The 17,602-nt window shown below is 39.7% G+C and carries 18 protein-coding genes; 6 read left to right on the top strand and 12 right to left on the bottom strand.

What is annotated here, in order from left to right:
• The first annotated feature begins 31 nt into the window (after nucleotides 1–31).
• Nucleotides 32–217: a hypothetical protein gene (locus HYW79_00935; protein ID MBI2635093.1), complete on the top strand. Its 186-nt coding sequence runs from the start codon at nucleotides 32–34 to the stop codon at nucleotides 215–217.
• Nucleotides 218–272: 55 nt separating this feature from the next.
• On the opposite strand, the gene HYW79_00930 is transcribed toward HYW79_00935, so the two are convergent.
• Entirely contained in the window at nucleotides 273–1,478 is a 1,206-nt protein-coding gene (locus tag HYW79_00930; protein ID MBI2635092.1) for a tyrosine--tRNA ligase, read from the bottom strand.
• A 119-nt stretch (nucleotides 1,479–1,597) separates the two neighbouring features.
• Here HYW79_00930 and HYW79_00925 point away from each other — a divergent pair, with 119 nt between their 5' ends.
• The gene (locus HYW79_00925; protein MBI2635091.1) at nucleotides 1,598–3,862 is read left to right on the top strand and encodes a penicillin-binding protein; all 2,265 of its coding nucleotides are present in this window, start codon (nucleotides 1,598–1,600) and stop codon (nucleotides 3,860–3,862) included.
• Here the strand turns inward: HYW79_00925 and dnaN are convergent.
• A complete protein-coding gene (gene dnaN, locus HYW79_00920; GenBank protein MBI2635090.1) occupies nucleotides 3,857–4,984 on the bottom strand; it encodes a DNA polymerase III subunit beta in 1,128 nt (375 codons plus the stop codon). The genes HYW79_00925 and dnaN overlap by 6 nt on opposite strands.
• 256 nt (nucleotides 4,985–5,240) lie before the next feature.
• A complete protein-coding gene (gene dnaA / locus HYW79_00915) occupies nucleotides 5,241–6,620 on the bottom strand; it encodes a chromosomal replication initiator protein DnaA (protein ID MBI2635089.1) in 1,380 nt (459 codons plus the stop codon).
• A gap of 267 nt (nucleotides 6,621–6,887) precedes the next feature.
• Between dnaA and rpmH the strand changes: the two genes are divergently transcribed.
• From rpmH to HYW79_00895, 4 genes are read left to right on the top strand one after another with little or no spacing between them, the layout of a single operon-like run.
• Nucleotides 6,888–7,022, top strand: a complete 135-nt coding sequence (gene rpmH, locus HYW79_00910) for a 50S ribosomal protein L34 (GenBank protein ID MBI2635088.1) — start codon at nucleotides 6,888–6,890, stop codon at nucleotides 7,020–7,022.
• A 28-nt stretch (nucleotides 7,023–7,050) separates the two neighbouring features.
• Nucleotides 7,051–7,395, top strand: coding sequence for a ribonuclease P protein component (gene rnpA, locus HYW79_00905; protein MBI2635087.1), 345 nt, complete (start codon nucleotides 7,051–7,053; stop codon nucleotides 7,393–7,395).
• The gene (locus HYW79_00900; GenBank protein ID MBI2635086.1) at nucleotides 7,379–8,089 is read left to right on the top strand and encodes a membrane protein insertase YidC; all 711 of its coding nucleotides are present in this window, start codon (nucleotides 7,379–7,381) and stop codon (nucleotides 8,087–8,089) included. The genes rnpA and HYW79_00900 overlap by 17 nt, the downstream gene beginning before the upstream one ends.
• Nucleotides 8,064–8,525, top strand: a complete 462-nt coding sequence (locus HYW79_00895; protein ID MBI2635085.1) for a hypothetical protein — start codon at nucleotides 8,064–8,066, stop codon at nucleotides 8,523–8,525. The genes HYW79_00900 and HYW79_00895 overlap by 26 nt, the downstream gene beginning before the upstream one ends.
• Here HYW79_00895 and HYW79_00890 read toward each other — a convergent pair.
• Genes HYW79_00890 through HYW79_00850 form a run of 9 tightly spaced genes read right to left on the bottom strand, consistent with a single transcriptional unit; the run spans nucleotide 8,522 to nucleotide 17,598 of the window.
• Nucleotides 8,522–9,619, bottom strand: a complete 1,098-nt coding sequence (locus tag HYW79_00890) for a hypothetical protein (GenBank protein MBI2635084.1) — start codon at nucleotides 9,617–9,619, stop codon at nucleotides 8,522–8,524. The two genes, HYW79_00895 and HYW79_00890, sit on opposite strands and share 4 nt — an antisense overlap.
• Nucleotides 9,620–9,621: 2 nt before the next feature.
• Nucleotides 9,622–10,050 (bottom strand): hypothetical protein, encoded by a 429-nt coding sequence (locus HYW79_00885; GenBank protein ID MBI2635083.1) that lies wholly within the window; start codon nucleotides 10,048–10,050, stop codon nucleotides 9,622–9,624.
• Between the two features lie 32 nt (nucleotides 10,051–10,082).
• Nucleotides 10,083–11,135, bottom strand: coding sequence for a hypothetical protein (locus tag HYW79_00880; protein MBI2635082.1), 1,053 nt, complete (start codon nucleotides 11,133–11,135; stop codon nucleotides 10,083–10,085).
• 24 nt (nucleotides 11,136–11,159) lie between these two features.
• On the bottom strand, nucleotides 11,160–11,621 hold the full coding sequence (locus HYW79_00875) for a hypothetical protein (GenBank protein ID MBI2635081.1): 462 nt from the start codon (nucleotides 11,619–11,621) through the stop codon (nucleotides 11,160–11,162).
• Between the two features lie 44 nt (nucleotides 11,622–11,665).
• Nucleotides 11,666–13,519, bottom strand: coding sequence for an ATP-binding protein (locus HYW79_00870; protein ID MBI2635080.1), 1,854 nt, complete (start codon nucleotides 13,517–13,519; stop codon nucleotides 11,666–11,668).
• Between the two features lie 17 nt (nucleotides 13,520–13,536).
• Nucleotides 13,537–14,202: a hypothetical protein gene (locus HYW79_00865; GenBank protein MBI2635079.1), complete on the bottom strand. Its 666-nt coding sequence runs from the start codon at nucleotides 14,200–14,202 to the stop codon at nucleotides 13,537–13,539.
• A 5-nt stretch (nucleotides 14,203–14,207) separates the two neighbouring features.
• On the bottom strand, nucleotides 14,208–14,636 hold the full coding sequence (locus HYW79_00860) for a PrgI family protein (protein ID MBI2635078.1): 429 nt from the start codon (nucleotides 14,634–14,636) through the stop codon (nucleotides 14,208–14,210).
• A gap of 13 nt (nucleotides 14,637–14,649) precedes the next feature.
• On the bottom strand, nucleotides 14,650–15,606 hold the full coding sequence (locus HYW79_00855) for a hypothetical protein (protein ID MBI2635077.1): 957 nt from the start codon (nucleotides 15,604–15,606) through the stop codon (nucleotides 14,650–14,652).
• A 9-nt stretch (nucleotides 15,607–15,615) separates the two neighbouring features.
• Complete coding sequence (locus HYW79_00850) at nucleotides 15,616–17,598, bottom strand: hypothetical protein (protein MBI2635076.1); 1,983 nt, start codon at nucleotides 17,596–17,598, stop codon at nucleotides 15,616–15,618.
• Nucleotides 17,599–17,602: the final 4 nt, after the last annotated feature.

Genomic DNA, 17,602 nt, shown 5'->3' with positions numbered 1-17,602 from the left:
CCTTAAAATTAATAAAATAAATTATCTTAATATGGACAAAAAACATCCATACAGTCAAAGTGAAGATGCTGACTTAGACACGGAACTCGAAGATGGATTGGTTAAAGAGCTGGGCGAAGACGAGGAAAAGTCAAAAAACCCTGGAGTAAAAGAGACTGGTTTTGACGAGCTCGAAGAGCTTGATGAATCCGAAGAACCCGATGCCGAGGAATTGTAAAACAAATCTCGCCCCGCAACTGCAGGGCGAGATTTGTTTTAATCCGCGTCTTTTATTATTTTACTTTGACCCTCTTAAAATGCCTCTTTCCCACCTGGACCACTAAATCTAAGGTAATATTAATACTAGCTTTCGGGTCGTTAATAGTTTTCCCGCCTATTTTTACCGCATGCTCTAAAACTAAACGGCGTGCCTGGCTTTTAGACGGCACTAAACTTAATTTCACGAGTAAATCAATAATGTTATAAGTGCTCTTATCTAAAACCATTTCTGAAACCTGCCCTGGTATTTCCCGTTTTTTGAATATTCGATCGAATTCAGACTCCGCTTCTTTTGCCCTTTCTTCTCCATGATAAATTCTGACAATTTCGTAAGCCAATCGAGTTTTTGAATCTTTGGGATTTAACTTTTTAGCTTCCATGTCCGATTCAATTTTATTTATTTTATCATCAGCAATTTGAGTCAAGGCCTTAAAATATCTAATGATCAGCGAGTCAGGAATAGACATTATTTTTCCAAACATATTGTCCGGCTTTTCGGATATGGCGATGTAATTACCGAAACTTTTACTCATTTTCCTTTCGCCGTCTGTACCTTCAATAAGCCACGTTGCTAAGACATCCTGCTCCGGCATTCCGTAAGCGCGCTGAATTCTTCTGCCCATTAAAAGGTTTACTAATTGATCCTCGCCGCCTATTTCAACGTCAGCCCTTATCATGACAGAATCGTAACCCTGAAAAATTGGATACATCATTTCGTTAGCGGTAATATCTCTGTCGTTTTCAATTCTTTTCCTAAAGTCTTCCCTTTTTAGAATCTGCTGAACCGTCACCTTACCGGCTAATTCATAAAAATTTACCGCTTTCATTTTAGAAAACCATTCGCTGTTATAATGAATTTCTGTTTTTTCAATGTCTATTATTTTCCCGGCCTGGATAAGATAATTTTTCATGTTTCTTTTCACCTCGGCAACAGACAGCGCTTTTCTTGCCTCATCGCGACCGGAGGGGTCGCCAATTCTAGCTGTAAAATCGCCTATTATCAAAACGGCTTGGTGTCCTAGTTCCTGAAATTGCTTTAATTTAATAAGGGGCACGGTATGTCCTAAATGAATGTCCGGAGCAGTGGGGTCTATGCCAAATTTTATTCTTAATTTTTCGCTCAAAATCAGTCTTTTTTCCAAATGTTCTGAGACCAGAACGTTGGAAACAGCTCTTGTTAAGAGGGTTTTGATTTTTTCTTTTTTATTAATTACTGCCATATCAATTTAACATATCAGATGATGGCTAATTTGTGAACCCCATACTTATACATAAATATGAGGTAAGGCTAAATCGAGGTTGATTTTTTGAGGTTTGTGTTGTATAAATATTAAAATAAATGGGTAAGCGAAAAATACTCTCTCACATTGTCTTTTGGAGCATCATCTCGCTTTTCGTAGCGATTGTTTTGTTTATTTCAGTTTTTTTCTATTACAGCCGCTTTCTTCCCGATCCCAATGCTTGGCAGAATAGAAGAATTGTTCAATCAACTAAAATATACGATCACGAAAATAAGGTTCTTCTTTATGAGATTCACGGAGAAGAGAAGCGTACCGTCATTCCTTTTGATCAAATTCCGCAAATTGTAAAAGATGCCACCATAGCGGCCGAAGACACTGATTTTTACAAGCATTCAGGCATCAATTTTCGCGGCATTTTTCGAGCGGTGCTCGCCGACATAAAAGGCAATAAAATAACCGAAGGCGGTTCGAGCATTACTCAACAACTTATCAAAAACACTTACCTTACTTCCGAGCGCACCTTCAGTCGAAAAATAAAGGAAATCATTTTAGCGGTAGCATTGGAAAGAAAATATTCTAAAAATGAAATACTTGATTTTTATTTGAATCAAATTCCTTATGGTTCAAACGCTTATGGTATTGAAGCTGCTTCATTGACTTACTTTAATAAACCGGCCAAAGAACTCAACTTGGCGGAGGCCGCTTACTTAACCGCCCTTCCCAAAGCTCCATCTTATTATTCGCCATATGGAACACATGCCAACGAACTGAAGTCGCGGGCAAACTACATTTTAAGCCGGATGCAAGATTTGAAACACGTTTCCGATGAAGATTTCGAAAAAGCAAAAAAGACGACCGTTAACTTTGTTGCCCAAAAAACCAGTATTGTCGCTCCGCATTTTGTAATGTTCATAAGAGAATACTTGAATGACAAGTACGGCGAAGACTTCGTGGAAAAAGGGGGTCTGAAGGTAACCACCACTCTGAACCTTAGTTTTCAAGAAATCGCCGAAAAAGCAGTCGAAGAAGGCGCCAAGCGCAATGAAGTTTACAACACCAAAAACGCCGCCCTAGTAGCCATTGATCCAAAAACCGGCCAGATTCTTGCAATGGTCGGATCAAAAAACTACTGGGGAGAGCCGGAACCAAAAAATTGCGAGCCGGGAAAAAGCTGCCAATTCGAACCAAACGTCAATCTAGCAACAAGTTTGCGCCAGCCGGGATCATCTTTCAAGCCTTTTGTTTACGCTACGGCCATTAATAATGGTTTTACGCCGGATACGGTGATTTGGGATGTTCCCACCGAGTTTAACCCGTTGTGTTCATGGAATGGAATCGCAGAACCTGGCATTGATCAGCAAACCTGTTATCACCCGAAAAATTATGACGGTAGATTCAGGGGGCCGGTCACTTTAAAACAGGCTCTATCCAATTCCTTAAATCTCCCCTCCGTTAAAGTTCTTTATCTTGCCGGCATGAATGACTCAATAAGTACCGCGGAAAGCATGGGAATAACCACTCTGAAAGACCGCTCTCGCTACGGCCTCTCTCTGGTCTTAGGGAGTGCAGAAGTCAAGCTCTTGGAAATGGTTTCGGCTTTTGGGGTTTTCAGTCAAGAAGGCGTAAAGCACAACCCAACAGGGATTATCAAGGTTGAAGACGGGAATGGCCGGATACTCGAAGAATATAAAAATGATGGCCAAAAAGTTATGAATGAACAGGTTGCGAGAACGATTAACGATATTCTTTCTGATAATAACGCCCGGGCACCGATGTTCGGGTTGTACAGCCCGCTGTCGCTCGGTGAGCGAAAGGTAGCGGCAAAAACCGGCACTACTCAAGATCCCACGGAAGAAACAAAAGCAAGAGACGCTTGGATTGTAGGATACACACCATCGCTCGCAGTCGGAGTTTGGGCCGGCAACAATAATAATACTCCGATTGAAAAAGGCGGCGCGGGTGTTATGGCTGCCGGGCCTATATGGAATGAATTTATGGTTCAAGCATTAAAAGACACGCCAATGGAAAGTTTTACAAAGCCTAATCCTATTATCACAGAAAAACCGATCTTAAATGGCCAATACCAAATATCAACAAAACTGAAAGTGAATAAAACCAGCGGGCTTTTGGCAACTGAAAAAACTCCGGCCAACTTAATTGAAGAAAGAAGTTTTACCGAAATCCATGAAATTTTGTACTGGGTGAATAAAAACGACCCGCAAGGCAACACGTATCCTAATATAGAAAACGATTCTCAATATAAAAACTGGGAAAACTCTTTGCAAAATTGGCTGAAAAACAACTACGCTAGCATTTATAACCAACTTCCAAAGGATTACGACAACAGCTCTGCTGATTTATGAGTTTTTTATCGGCATTAAAATGTAAAAAAAATCCGTTTCTTTTACAGGCTTAATCATTGCCGGCTTTTGATCGCCATTAAATTCAAAAATAATATCATCTTCGCTCATGTTTTTTAAACCATCTAAAACATAACGCCAGTTGAAAACAATATTAACATCCTTACCCTCAACTTCCGAGTTTATTCTCGCTTCATGATTTCCGAACTCGGCATGGTTTGAAGAAACCTCAAGATATGATTTACTGGAACTTGTTTTTAAAATCATATCATTAAGGCGGGTAGAAAAACATCCAGCCAGTTTTACAACTTCTTCCAAGTCTTTCTTTGAAAAATAACATTTAGTTTCAAACGATTTTGGAATAATAGCTTCATAATCAGGGTAACTTCCTTCAACCAATCGTGAAACGAGAAATGTGTCATTAAAAGAAAATTTAATTTGATTCTGATCAATTATAATTTCAACATCGCTATCATTATCTCCTAATATTCTCACTACTTCACTTGCGGTTCGTAAAGGTAAAATAATGTTCTGTAATCTAGAAATGTCTATTTTCACCTTTTTTTTCATTTCTTCCGACAGAAATAAAGTTTTATGCGCCAAACGGAAACTATCTGTAGCGATAAACTTAATTTGATCCGGCTCAATCCTTATATAAATACTTGAGATTTCCGGACGGCTATCAGACAAAGCAGATGAATTAATTACGCTTGATAAAGCGTCTTTAAGAATTTTTGAGTTTATATTCAAAACCGAAGAACTTTTCAATTTTGGAATAATTGGAAAATCACCGGCATTTAGGCCATTTATAGACGCTTTAATATTATCGCAATTCAAGTGTAGTTTTAAATTTTTTTCCTCAAGAGTTATTTGTTTATTTGGTAAATTATTAACAAATTGGCTTAATAATTGGGCCGGCACTGTTATACTGCCATCTTTTTCAATTTTTGAAGATATTAAAGAAGAAAAACCTATTTCCAAATCAGTTGAAGAGATTCTTAATCTTCCTTTGTCAGTAGTAATTAAAATATTATTTAATATCGGTAAAGTAGAATTATATTTAATAATTCTTAAAGCATTATCCAAACTTTCTTTTAAATTTTCTCTTAAACAAGTGACAATCATTTTTATATTATCATTAACTATTATTTATTTTTTATAACTTATTATTATTAAACAGTGATTTTTAAGTGTATAAGTTTTATTTATTTGTTATTTAAGCCCTTTTTCTCTTATTATCATGTTAATAATTTTGTGAATAACTTGGTAATACTCTGTTTCTAGTTTTTAGTATTAAATTAAAAATTAAATTTATAAACTTTTTAATCACTTATTAACCCACAGTTATTTATTGGTTTGTAACCAGTTTTTCCACAAAATTTTAAACAAGGTAAAGTTTTTCTCTTATTACATTAATTTCATCACATAAAGTCGGATTAGAATCGAGTTCTTTTTTTATTTTTTCACACGCATGAATGGCAGTAGTATGATCCCGTCCTCCAATTTTCATCCCGATAAAAGGGAAAGAACTTTTTAATTCTTCTCTTAAAAGGTACATTATTATTTGTCTAGGTTTGACTATTTCTTTTTTTCTGGAGCGTTCTAAAAGGTCTTTTTCACTAATATCGTAAAATTCCGCGACGGCCTTAATAATGTTTTTTAATGTAGTGATTTTTTTAGGGGTATTTATAATTGAATTTAAACTTTTCTTTACTTCCACTATTGTTAATTCCTTTTGGTCGTCGCGGCGATTTATTATTAGCCGGTTTAAAGCTCCTTCAAGTTCTCTTACATTCTTTTTTATGTTAGAAGCTATAAATTCATAAGCTTCGTCCGAAGCTTGAAATCCTTTCTCATGAGCCTTGGTTTTTAGAATAGCGATTCTGGTTTCGAGGTCGGGATATGATATGTCGGCAAGCATGCCTCCTTCAAAGCGAGATCTCAACCTCTCTTCCATGTTTTGGATTGATTTTGGCGGCCGGTCTGACGAAAGTACTATTTGCTTTCCGACATCGTAGAGAGCGTTAAAAATATGGAAGAATTCTTCTTGAGTTCTTTCTTTACCGGCTAAAAACTGGATGTCATCAATTATTAACAAATCGATTTCGCGCCATCTTTTTTTAAAGTTATCAATATCGTTTGATCTTAATGCTCCGGATCTTAAAGTAGAAACCACTTCTGAAGTGAACCTTTCGGAAGTGACATATTTCACCTTCTTATTTGGGTGCTCTTTTTTAACGGCTTGGCCTATTGATTGAATTAAATGGGTTTTACCCAGGCCCACTCCTCCGTAAATAAAGAGTGGATTGTATTTTTTCCCTAAATTTTTAGTTACAGCAATAGCGGCGGCATGAGCCAGCTCATTCGATGGGCCTACAATGAAATTTTCAAAGGCATATCGGGGATTTAAATTTGTCTCTGTATCCGCGTTAAGTTCGACAAAATCGAGCTGTTTTTTTGAAATTGCACCCTCCTCTTTAGAGAGCTTCTGATTATTGTCAATGTTTTTTGTTTGTTTTTGGCTGATTTGATAAGTTACTTCTTTAATGTCCGACTGAATGTTTCTCAAAGACCTTAGGATAGACTTATTGTACTTGTTTTCCAACCATTCTTTAGTAAAGCCATTAGGTACGGCAATAGTAACAACACCGTCTTTTTTATCTACAATAGCGGTATTTTGTAGCCAAGTTTTAAAATTTGCTTTTGAAATTTGCAGTTCTATATCTCCTAGAACCGCTTTCCACAATTCATTGAAATCCATGTTGATTATAAATTCTACATTTCCAGTATATCATTAAGTAAAAGGGTTTTAAGAAAACTTTCATTCGTAAAAAAGTTAATAACCTGTGAGTACTCTGTTGAAAAGTATAAATTAATTTAAATGTTTGACGCAATATCAATTTTCGTGTTATAAAAATATAAAAGTATGAGTCCTGTTAGAAATCTATACTAGTTATTTAACAGGATATATTGTTTATAGTTTTAAGATATAGTGAAAATTATTATTTAGAATTAAATTTCTAACGGGATGAGTAAAACCTATAATCCAAAAAAAATAAAAAGACAACGCAAGCACGGATTTTTAAAAAGGGCGGGTAGTAAAGGCGGAGGCGCGGTCATTTCGAGGAGAAGGCGAAAAGGCCGTTATAAGCTAACTGTTTAACTTTATTATCATTTGCAAATGCAAGCATATGCTTCCTAGAATTAACCGCCTAACGGCAACCGGCGACTTCAAAAACGCTTTTACTAAAGGAAAAACTTGTGAGAATGGCCTTGTAAAGATGAAATTCGTGAAAAATTACAAAAATTTCAGCAGGTTCGGTTTTATTGTCAGCACCAAGTTTTATAAAAAAGCGTCAAAAAGGAACCAAATTAAAAGGCAGCTAAGAGCGGCAGCGCTTTTTTTGTTTAAAAAGGTAAAACCAGGATATGATATTATCATATGGCCGAGAGAGCCCGCTAAAAACAAAGATTACAGGAGCATTAAAGATAATTTAAGAGAATTACTCACAAAAAATGATATCCTATCTTTTTAACTTAACATTCTATCAGCCGTTATTTAATGCTTTAGTTTTTTTATACAATATCATTCCCAATCATGATTTTGGTCTTTCTATTGTTGCTTTAACGGTTTTAATTCGGTTGGCGCTCTGGCCTCTTACCGGTAAGGGCATCAGGAGCCAAAAAGCTTTAGAAAAACTGAAACCCAAGATAGAGGAAGTCAATAAAAAGTTCAAAAACGACAAAGAGGCAAAAGCTAGAGCGCTGATGGCTCTTTATTCGGAAAACAAAATTAATCCTCTTAGCGGTTTTTTGCCGCTATTAATACAAATTCCCATCATAATTGCCTTATGGAGAGTGTTTTTAAACGGCACGGGAATAGACCAAGACTTACTGTACTCTTTCATTAGAGCGCCCGAAGAAATCCGCCCGATCTTTCTCGGAATATTTGATTTAACAAAGCGAAACGTGTTATTAGCAATCATAGCTGGAGCATTGCAGTACTTTCAGACAAAAATGATCATGCCGTCCTTCGCCAAGTCTGCTGGAACCGCGGATTTCAGCAGAATGATGTCTCAACAGATGCTTTATTTTGGGCCTATTTTGAGCGTAATAATTTTCTGGAATCTGCCCTCTGCTCTGCCTCTTTATTGGGTTGTTGTTACCCTTATGACTTTACTTCAGCAATATACCATTCAAAAAAATGACCGAAAACTTGGAAAAAATTAAAGATGTAACAAATGAGTTTTTCGCAAAAACGGGGGCTTCAAATTTTGAGATAAAAATCATTGAAACCGGAAGTGAAGAATCGCTTAACATTTGCTTTTTGACCGATGATCCAAGTTCGTATATAGGCGAGCGGGGACGCAACATTAGTGTGTTTGAAACGGTTTTACGGCTTATATTGAAAAAGAAGTTAAACGGAGCGCCGTTCTTTCACCTTGATGTAAATAATTACCGGAGTTTAAGAGACGGATCGCTTAAAGAGCTGGCTAAAAAAGCTGCTCATAAAGCCAGGTTTTACAAGCGTGAAGTGGTTTTAGAGCCAATGACGGCTTATGACAGAAGAATCATTCACATCGAACTCTCTGCACATCCGGATATAAAAACGGAGAGTGCCGGAGAAGGTGAAGAAAGGCGGGTTGTGATTAAATACATTAACTAAAAGTTTAATTCATATAAAACCTGGTCGTTTCTTAGAATGAAGAACATATTGTCTTCATTCTTATCGATTATGAGGTTTTTAATGTCTCCCAGACCCGAAGCCAGCAACCTTTTTTCTTCGGTTTCGGTGTTAATTTTCCAAATGTTATCAACTGTTAAATCAACTCTCTTATAGTAATCGTCAGGCAAAACCATTCCTTCCGGCCAGTTTTCCGGTACTGCGCAAAACACATTTATCGAATCACTTGCCCAAGCGCATTTGTCAATTACAGTTGAAATGCCGCTTAGGTTTTTTTCCTCGCCTTTTTTGCTGTGTACCGCCAACTGGGGATTTCGCCCGTTTTGGTCGGTAAAAGAATAAACGAAACTATTTCCGTCTGGCGCCCACAATATTTCCAAACCGTTAAAATCTCCAATAATTTTGGCAAACACGAGATTTCTAGTGTCAATGGTCCAGACTCCGCCTGGAATCAAACCACTTGGTTTTGAGGTCAGGCTTATTTGGTTGATTTTAGGCCATGCTAAAACTATGTCTCGCAACTTTAGAGAGACCAGTAGCGCTCTTTGATTTTTACCATCAGGGTCGCTAGTAAATAAACTGTTGCTTTTAAGGTTTTCAAAAACATAATAAGTTATTTTTCCTCCGTCGGGCGAAAACGAGAGCGATTTAATCCCGCTTTTTAAATTAATCAAGGTCTTTTTGGTGAAGTCGGAAAAAACGTATTTAATATCGGCTTGCCAAATTCCTGATTTAACTATGTTTTTAAGGTCTGGCGACCAGACAACATCTGCCGGATTGCCAATGGTCGCCTGCGGGGCGGCGACCGGCGCAGTTGTTCCGATTGGCAACTGCCACAGCTGGCCGGAAAAATCATAAAACAAAAGCATTTCACCACTCAACTTAGCGGCAACAGCCGGGCCGTTGCTTATGGCTTTGAGCTTGCTTTCGCCGGTGACGGGCTGGCCGTTTACCGTAAAGTCCGTTCCCGGCGGCAATGTTTCCGTTTGCCTTAATAGAAAGTACCAAATTAAACCTCCAATTAAAATGAGGCTGCCAATGACTATTAAAATTATATAGAGAGTTTTTTTGGACATATTTATGGTGAACTTTGAAGTTGGGTTGGGGCGAGATTAGGGTTTCTCAAATTAACCAAATCTGGATTAATGGTTCTTAGAAGGAGATAAGAAACCAAAAGCAGGCCAAGGCCGAAGAGCGCTTGTTGAATCCAAGCTTTAGCTTCTTCCGTTTTAGCCGCGTTTCCAGCCGCCAGAATGTATTGGATGCCACCAAACATCATTACGCTAAGAGCCAAAACAGTAATAAACCCCAACCCAAAGATAAAAAGGTATCTAAGATAAGAAGGGAGTTCGGTTCCTGCCGGTAACTTCCCGCCGGGTACGCCGGGAAGCCCGGTCTCAAGCCGGTATTGGGCCAAAACCGGTGAAGTGTAAAGCGCAAAAAATAAAACAAATAATAAAAATACAGCCGTGGCAGGTAACTTTAGGTTGTGGGTTTTGTTGTTCATGTTTCAGGTTATGCGTTTTATGATTCGTCATCCTATCTTACTTTCAAGTTTGCCGTTGATTCGGCTATTTCCAAGTCTTCCTGCGGATTTTGGGCAACTGCCCTGACTTGAAAAGAAAATGGTCGGGCGATGTTCTCCGGAACATTTAAAACAGCAGACCACGGCTTATCCCCTCCTCCCATTATTTCTCTACTGTCAACCAGCCAACTCCATTTTAACCGGTTTTTAGGAAAGTTGAAAAAATAATTTTCTGCCACGAAGTCGATTGCTTTAACTGTGGCTGACTCTATAAAAAAATCTCTCAACGCTTTGCCGTAAGGCAAGGACGTTTTATTATCGGCAACATATATAAAAGTTTGAGGCCGCATTATTGGGACGGTAACGAATTTGTTTAGAGAAACGGTGCTATCTCCCGTTTTTACTTCTAAGCGGATTTCTTCGCTGCCTCCGGAGAAACTGCCAACATAAAAATTTAGGTCAGATCGCCCGATTCCCGACTTGTCGGCTTGGAGTTTACCATTTATAAACCAGTTAAAGACTAAACCGCCGGAACTTATCAAGGCTTTCGTTCCCGGTTGGTATATGGTTGGCAGGGCCGATATCAAAACTGCCGACTTTTTGGTTGGAAGAGTCTTACCGCGATAGCCGGCCGGCGCTTCGCTGGATGCATTCCAGCTTAGGTCAACGTCGCTGACGGTAAAAACCGCAGCATCTGAAAGAACTCCGCCGCCTGGCATTGTAACATTGACATTTATTCTATAGACAATGCCGATGGCGCTAGCTTTGAAAGTAAATTTGCTCTTATTTAATCCGGAATGCTCGGTTTGCCTCACGCCATTTAAAAACCATGTGTAGTTTGAACTTCCGCTGCCGGTTACTCCCGAAAGGTTTGCGGCGATGGTAATTGTTGAATTAGGCAGAGGTGTTAACGGGTCGGAGCTCAAGGAAATAGCCGGTTTAATGCTTCCTATTGTTGGCAATTCAAATTGCGCCGATGCCCATGAAACACGAAACATGAAACATGAAACAAACAATAAAAATACGGCCATAATCGATTGCTTTAAATTATATGTTTTATGTTGCATGTTGTTTGTTGCGTGTTTCATTATTTATTTAATCGGAACTTTTGACGCTGCTTTGGCGGCTTTTTCAATCGCTTCACCGGCCAAAGGAATTTTTTCCGCCTTGATTAAGAAGTAAAGAATTAAAACCGCCATTATCCAGCCAATCCAATTAACGACAGGGATCAGATTCGCCACGCCGCCTCCAAAGGCCAGCCACCAATAACCTCCGAGTCCTTTATACTGCAAGTAAAACCAAAATATGCCCGTAGCGATAATGTTCATGGCCGGATCTGCAATGGCATAAATAACCTGTCCCACTACTGGTATTAATCCTATAACGGTTAAAATTACAAAAAGCAGATCAATGTAGCCGGCGCCCATAAATAATATGAGCCATTCCATTGAATCAATTTTCACTGTTTTGCTTCTTTCGGCTTCCTGGGATTTTTTGGTTAGTTTTTCTTTTAAAGAAGCTTCTCTTTTTTCTAATTTTTCCGCTAGTGCCATATATACATTATATAATTTCTAAATCCTAATATCTAATCTCTAATTTACGGTGTTATTGTTTCGGCACGCTCCAATTCTTTTTTTGCGGCCTCTATTTGCAGGAGCTGAGCCGGGTCGGAAGTGATAATCTGGTCTTCGGTATAGGAAGCGATTACTTTAATGGCCACGTGTTTTGATCCGGCAAAAAACAGGCCCTCGCCGACCTCCGACTCAAGCAATAAGAATTTTTCCTCATCGGTCAAGTTAAAAGTTTTTTGGAGAACGTCAATGTTTGCCGGCGACTGCTTAAAAAGAAACTGCAAAGAAGAATTGGTTAAAATTGGTTTTCCATAAGAACTGCTTAAGAAATCGGATACGTCCTGGGTAATGGTGGTCACTCCCAAAAAGTATTTTCTGGCGCGCTTGGCAATTCCAAACATAAAAGAAGCGCCGTCCTCTGATTTTAAAAGCCACCAAGCCTCGTCAACCATAAGGATTCTCTTCTTAAGTTCCGAGCGGACAATATTCCAGATAAAGTGAAGCATCATATACATTGCTATCGGCCGCAGTTCTTCTTCCATGTCGCGGATGCTGAAAACCACAAATTTACTTTTTATTTCAATGTTGCTCGGGTTGTTAATAAAGCCGGCGTAAGAACCGGTAACGTATTTTTCCAGCCGTCTTGAAAGTGATTCGGCGCCGGTCATGCTGTCCAAAATCGTTTTAAGGTCTGTCATTGTGGGCATGATATTTTTTGAAAAGTCTGTGGTTGCGGGAGTGATGTCGCGGCTGGCATAAGTCTGGGTTATAGCAGAATCGATTATGGCGTCTTCTTCGGGGCTCAAGCCGCCCAGCATTATTCTTATAAGGCCGACAAGATTAATAATGTTTGATCTTAAAATGTCCGCCGGATTTTCACCTTCTTGCGGTTTTGGCAGGTCAAAAGGATTTAAATGATTTTGAGAAGTTAATGAAATTTTAAAAAAAGCGCCGCCGATAGTTTCCGCGAGAAACTGGTATTCACTTTCGGGATCAAAAACAATAATGTCTGCTCCAAGCATTAAAGACCTTAGAATTTCCAATTTTGAAGCATAAGATTTTCCGCCGCCCGATTTGCCGAAAACAACGGTATTGGCGTTTTCCAAGGAAAATCTGTCGAAAAGAATAAGCGAATTATTGTGGCGGTTTAGGCCGTAAAGTATGCCGTTGTCAGAAGTTAAATCCGAAGAAACAAAAGGAAAGGTCGCGGATATCGACCCCGAGTTCATGGTTGTATTTATTTGGAGTTCATCATTTGAAAGAGGCAGGGTGGAGTTAAAGCCTTTAAGCTGTTGATAAATAGCCGGCTTACTGTAAACCAGTTTGGCGTCTAAAATTGAGCGAATCGCGTTTTCAACTTTTTCCATTTCTTCAAGCGAATCGGCATAAGCGGTTATGTAAAGCCCGAACTTGAAAAGTTTTTCTCTTGATTGCTGAAGTTTATCTCTCAAATCTTCAAGATCGTTGTAAGCAGTTTCAAGCATTGGGTCGCGTACCAGCCCTTTATCATCGCGTATTGAAAGTTCCGATTCAACTTGCGCCACTTTTTTTCTTAGATTTTTTAGGGCAATTCCCGTATCAACCGGATGTATAAAAAAACTTATGTCCATTGTTTTGTCCAAGTTAATAACCGAAGCAAACCAATTAGTGTTGAGAAAACGAGGGTAGTTGAATATGAAAAAGTTCTGAACGAACTTTTTACCAAGGCGCAAGTAATTAGTATTAACCTCTAGAGCCGATGGTGCCAAGATATCGTGCAAAGACGCCAGCCCTTTTTGATAGGCCTGTTCCGGCGTAACAACGCCCTGAATTCCTTCCCCGCCCCGAAGGGGCGAGGTCTCGTTTTGGGCGGATTTTTTTCCGAAAAAAGACAATGCCATTTTGGTTGCTTATTTTGTTACAAGTTGTCGGTTAGTTGAATGTCTTTCTTCTCTAAATCTTCCGGATTATAAAGATTGTAAAACAGTTCAATGAGTTCGTCTGTCTTTAACTGCGATGCCTTAATGCCGATGTGGGCTAATGTCAAGACCGTGTGTTCAACCCGTTGAAGCATTTGACTTCTGTATTCTTTGAACATCTCTTCTGAAAGCGCGGCTTTTTTTGACGCTTTGCCGATCATGGAGGCAAGTTTTTCAAGCGGTCCTTCAGTTTTTGACTCAATTGGGTCAAAGGCCACGGAAATGTAAAACCTCTTAATCATCACATCGGAAAGAGAAACAAAACTTCTTATAAAATCGATGTATTCGGCTGTCTGAATTTTTAGAAGCTCGTTTTCTTGAGTTTTTAACTTTTCTTCAAGTAATTTTAAATAGGGATTAATATCCAGTTTTCTTGAATGGATTATTATTTGAATCGGCCAGTCAAAAGAATTTAGAAAATCGGCGTAGTTTTTGATGATGGCATTTTGAGTATCGATTGATTCAAGCTCCAGGTTTCTTGAACCGGTCATCAAAACCGCCCGAAGCCCGCCGTTTTTTAAAATAACGACATCTTCTCGGATTTCATCCACGGCTAAAAACTCCTGTGTTGCGGGCCCTTTAATTGTTTTTTGCGTTTCCGGCATGATTGTTAAAGGCGCTGCGCGCCCGTATCCAAACTAAGCGCCAGTTCTTTTAATTTTGATCTGGTTACTTTCTCGTCCGCCGAAGCCCCGCTTTGCGGGGCGGAGGAGGATTCCGGTGTTTTTTCGGGCAAAATTACAGGTTCCGGTTTTTTTGATGCAGTCTTGAAAATATATAGTCTTGGTTTCATAAAATACGATACTGCGGCGATTGCAAAATAAACAAACGGCCGGTCGTTTATTTTTATAAAAGCAAAAGCCAAAGCGGCAGCGATCACGGGAATGGCAATGATTATCCAGATGAAAAATTTGAAAATAAACCAAGTAACAAAAAGAATGGCGCCGCCAAAAGCAAGATATAAAAATTGCTTAAGCGTAAGCGGCCCGATGATCCTGTCTTCTATATCTACAAATTGTGGGACCTGGTATTGAGTCATAAATTTCTAAGATTTAAAATTCTCCCTTGTCTTTTCTTAAATCTAAAACATCACGATAACTATCGGCTCCGACGTTCGCCTGTGGCGAAGTCGGAGTCCCGACCTGAGGCGTCGGGATTGGCGGTAAGCCGGGCGGCCTAATGATATATTGAGGTGGTGGTTCGACTTTACTCACCACAGGTGGTTCGACTTTACCTGCCACAGGCGGTTCTTTGGGCTCTGCATTTGTTGCCGGCATCAACGGAGCGGCAGGCGCGGTTGCCGGTGGAATGGATTCACGGTAAGTGTCGGTTAACGGTATTTGGTATTTGGTACTTGGTATTTGGACAGGCGGCGCAGGTGAAATTTTTTCGGGTAAATGAGGATCTGCTTCAAGTAGAATTGGCGCGGCGGCTACAGGCAACCCGGGCGGTAGCTCTCCTTCGCTACCTCCTTCGCGCAAGGCTTCGGAAGGTCGAGGAAAGCTGTGGAGTGGCGATGGCGGGGCTTTTCTCAAGTCAATAATTTCCGGCCCCGCTGTTGTTGGTTCGCGATATTGGTCAATTTTCGGCACGGCGGGCGAAACAATTTTTGCTGAAGGGACAGCAGGAGATGGAATGGGTTGGAGTGCGGGGGCAGTTGGTAAAACAGGTCTTGGTGTTGCCGTTATAGCTGGCGGCGCTGTTGGGGCTTGCATTAAGACAGGCGTTAGAAGCCCGCTGTTTAATTCTTGGGAAATCGCCATTGCTATTTGAGAGTCGGGAATTACTTTATTTACAATTTCTTGGGCTAAACTTGTTATCGGCGTAATTTTTAAAATAACGTTGCCAACGATTTTAGAAAGTAAAGAAATTTTATCTTCATCTAAATTATATTTTTCTCCCAAATACAATAAAAACGCGCCGGTATTTTCGGATTCCATCAAATCCTGAAGTTCTTTCGGCAACTTTTCAAATAATTTTATTTTTTCTTCTCGAGTTAATTCTGGCATATATTGAAATTAAATGTTTTGTTCCCATGCGGGCGTTGTAGTAATTTCTCGCTGGTAGGACATTTTTCTTAAGTTTTCCGGTAAGGTTTTTCTAAGCTCTTCTCGTTTTTGAAGATTCTTTTCAAAAGATACGATTCTGATGCTTTGCCTATCGCTTAGACTAAGGCCTCTGTAATCTTGAATGACGGCTATTTTTGTAGCTCTTCTCTGTGCATCGGAACCGCTCTTGCCTATATCTTTGAGCTGAGGCATGCTTAATTCTCTTACAACATCGGCGGTCATCTGATCAACGTAGATATCTGATGCTTTTTCTATTCCCTTAACGGCTTCTTGAATTGTCTTACCTATTGCTGGAGCAAGGTTCGGGAAGAATTTAAGATAATCTTTTTCATTACCATACTTTTTTGCTCTTTGCAGCAGTTCTGTTCTTTCAGCATTACCATAGCCATTAGCGGCGGTTAAATCTTTATTCATTTTTTCAGAAACCAATTTTAACATTTCTCCTTCTTTGCCGTATTGTCTTGATTGGTCAAGCATTTTCATAAGTTCCGGCGCTTGCGGTTTTAACTTTCCTTTGCTCATAAGTAAATGCTTAATCGCAAGTTTTCCCCTTGAATCTATTAATGTTGATTGCGACATTTGTTGTAATACTGCCGGATCAACGTCTTTGTATTTATTTTGTGCGTCTTCATAATCTTTTTTATTTTTTGCCTGCAAATTCAAGTATGCTCCTCTAGCACCGGGCACAGCCACCGCGGCTCTGCCTAGTCCTGCGCCAGCTCTTCTTATGATGCCTCTTACACCAGTTGGTGGTGGAGCGCCTTCGGGTAGCGGCTGGGTCCAGCCCGCCCCTCTCTTTCTAAGTTCCCTTGCGGCTAATCCTTTAGCGCTATTACCCCACCCTTCAAGCATCTTCTGGCTGGCGGCGGCGCCGTAAGTGCCGAATTTTTGGGCTACGATTAAAGAACCGAACATTAAACCAATTGCTAAGGCAAACTGGAAAATTGCCGCTGGCATCGCGGCTGTTGTAAGACCGGCCTCCGCTTTATTCCAGTTAGCCGGGAGCGCTACCGGGCCGATATGCTCTTTTAATTTGCCAGTGGCGTCAAAAATGGAAAGTGAAAGATACATCATAAAAACGAAAATCGGCGCGAAAAAAGCCCACTGCAAAAAAGAATGCCACCATTTTGAAAATTGGCCGCTTGTAGCCGGCAGAATCCAAAGCGTCCAGACAATGGGCGCGAAAATCAATAAAATCCAAATGTTAATGATTCTAACTATTAAAAATATCATTGCCGCGCCGAAAACAAATGTAGTTACAATGAGTGCGATTAAAGTTAAAACAATGCCCGCGAAAGCGGCTATAGCGGCAGCACCGAATTGAGTCGCTCCGCTAATTATTCCTTCTGGTGGAGAGGGGTTGTAAAAATTAAGAATTTGCATTGCAGACATTAATTTGCCGGTAAATGTAAATACTCCGTTATTGCCTATAATTTGGCGTAAGAAAAATGTAGTGATAACATTAGTAAAATCAATGACAAAACCGGCGATGACCAAGCTGAAGTTAATGAGGAGCGCGGCCACGACCACTTTCCACAAAAGTTGTTTTAAAGCGTAGGATTGGATTCTTAAAACCGTCGCGAACGCGATAATAAGGAGAATGAGAATGAAAAACATGTTGGCCAAGTCGCGAGTAATACCCCACCCGAGAGTCACAATTGGCGCGTTAGTCATGGGAAAATTTGTTGGATTAAGCAGATAATCTATTATTTGGGCTTCGAGATAAATTATGACGCCAAAAACTATTCCTATCATGGCGCTGATAACGCTTGAAACAAAAAGTAAAGCATCCGCGCTAAGAGTGACAAGGCTGCCTAACCAAGAGGTCGGATTGTACCAAACGGCCGAGGCGGGAAATGGTAAAGAAAAGATAACAATGCTGGCAATCATCAAACAGACAATTTTTTTGTTTTTTGTTAGAAATTTTTTCATAAAC

Source organism: Parcubacteria group bacterium, assembly GCA_016186325.1.
In the GTDB taxonomy this organism is placed as follows: domain Bacteria; phylum Patescibacteriota; class Minisyncoccia; order UBA10092; family UBA10092; genus JACPHB01.
The sequence above is the reverse complement of the archived record's forward strand: the minus strand, read 5'-3'. Positions and strand labels throughout refer to the sequence as shown.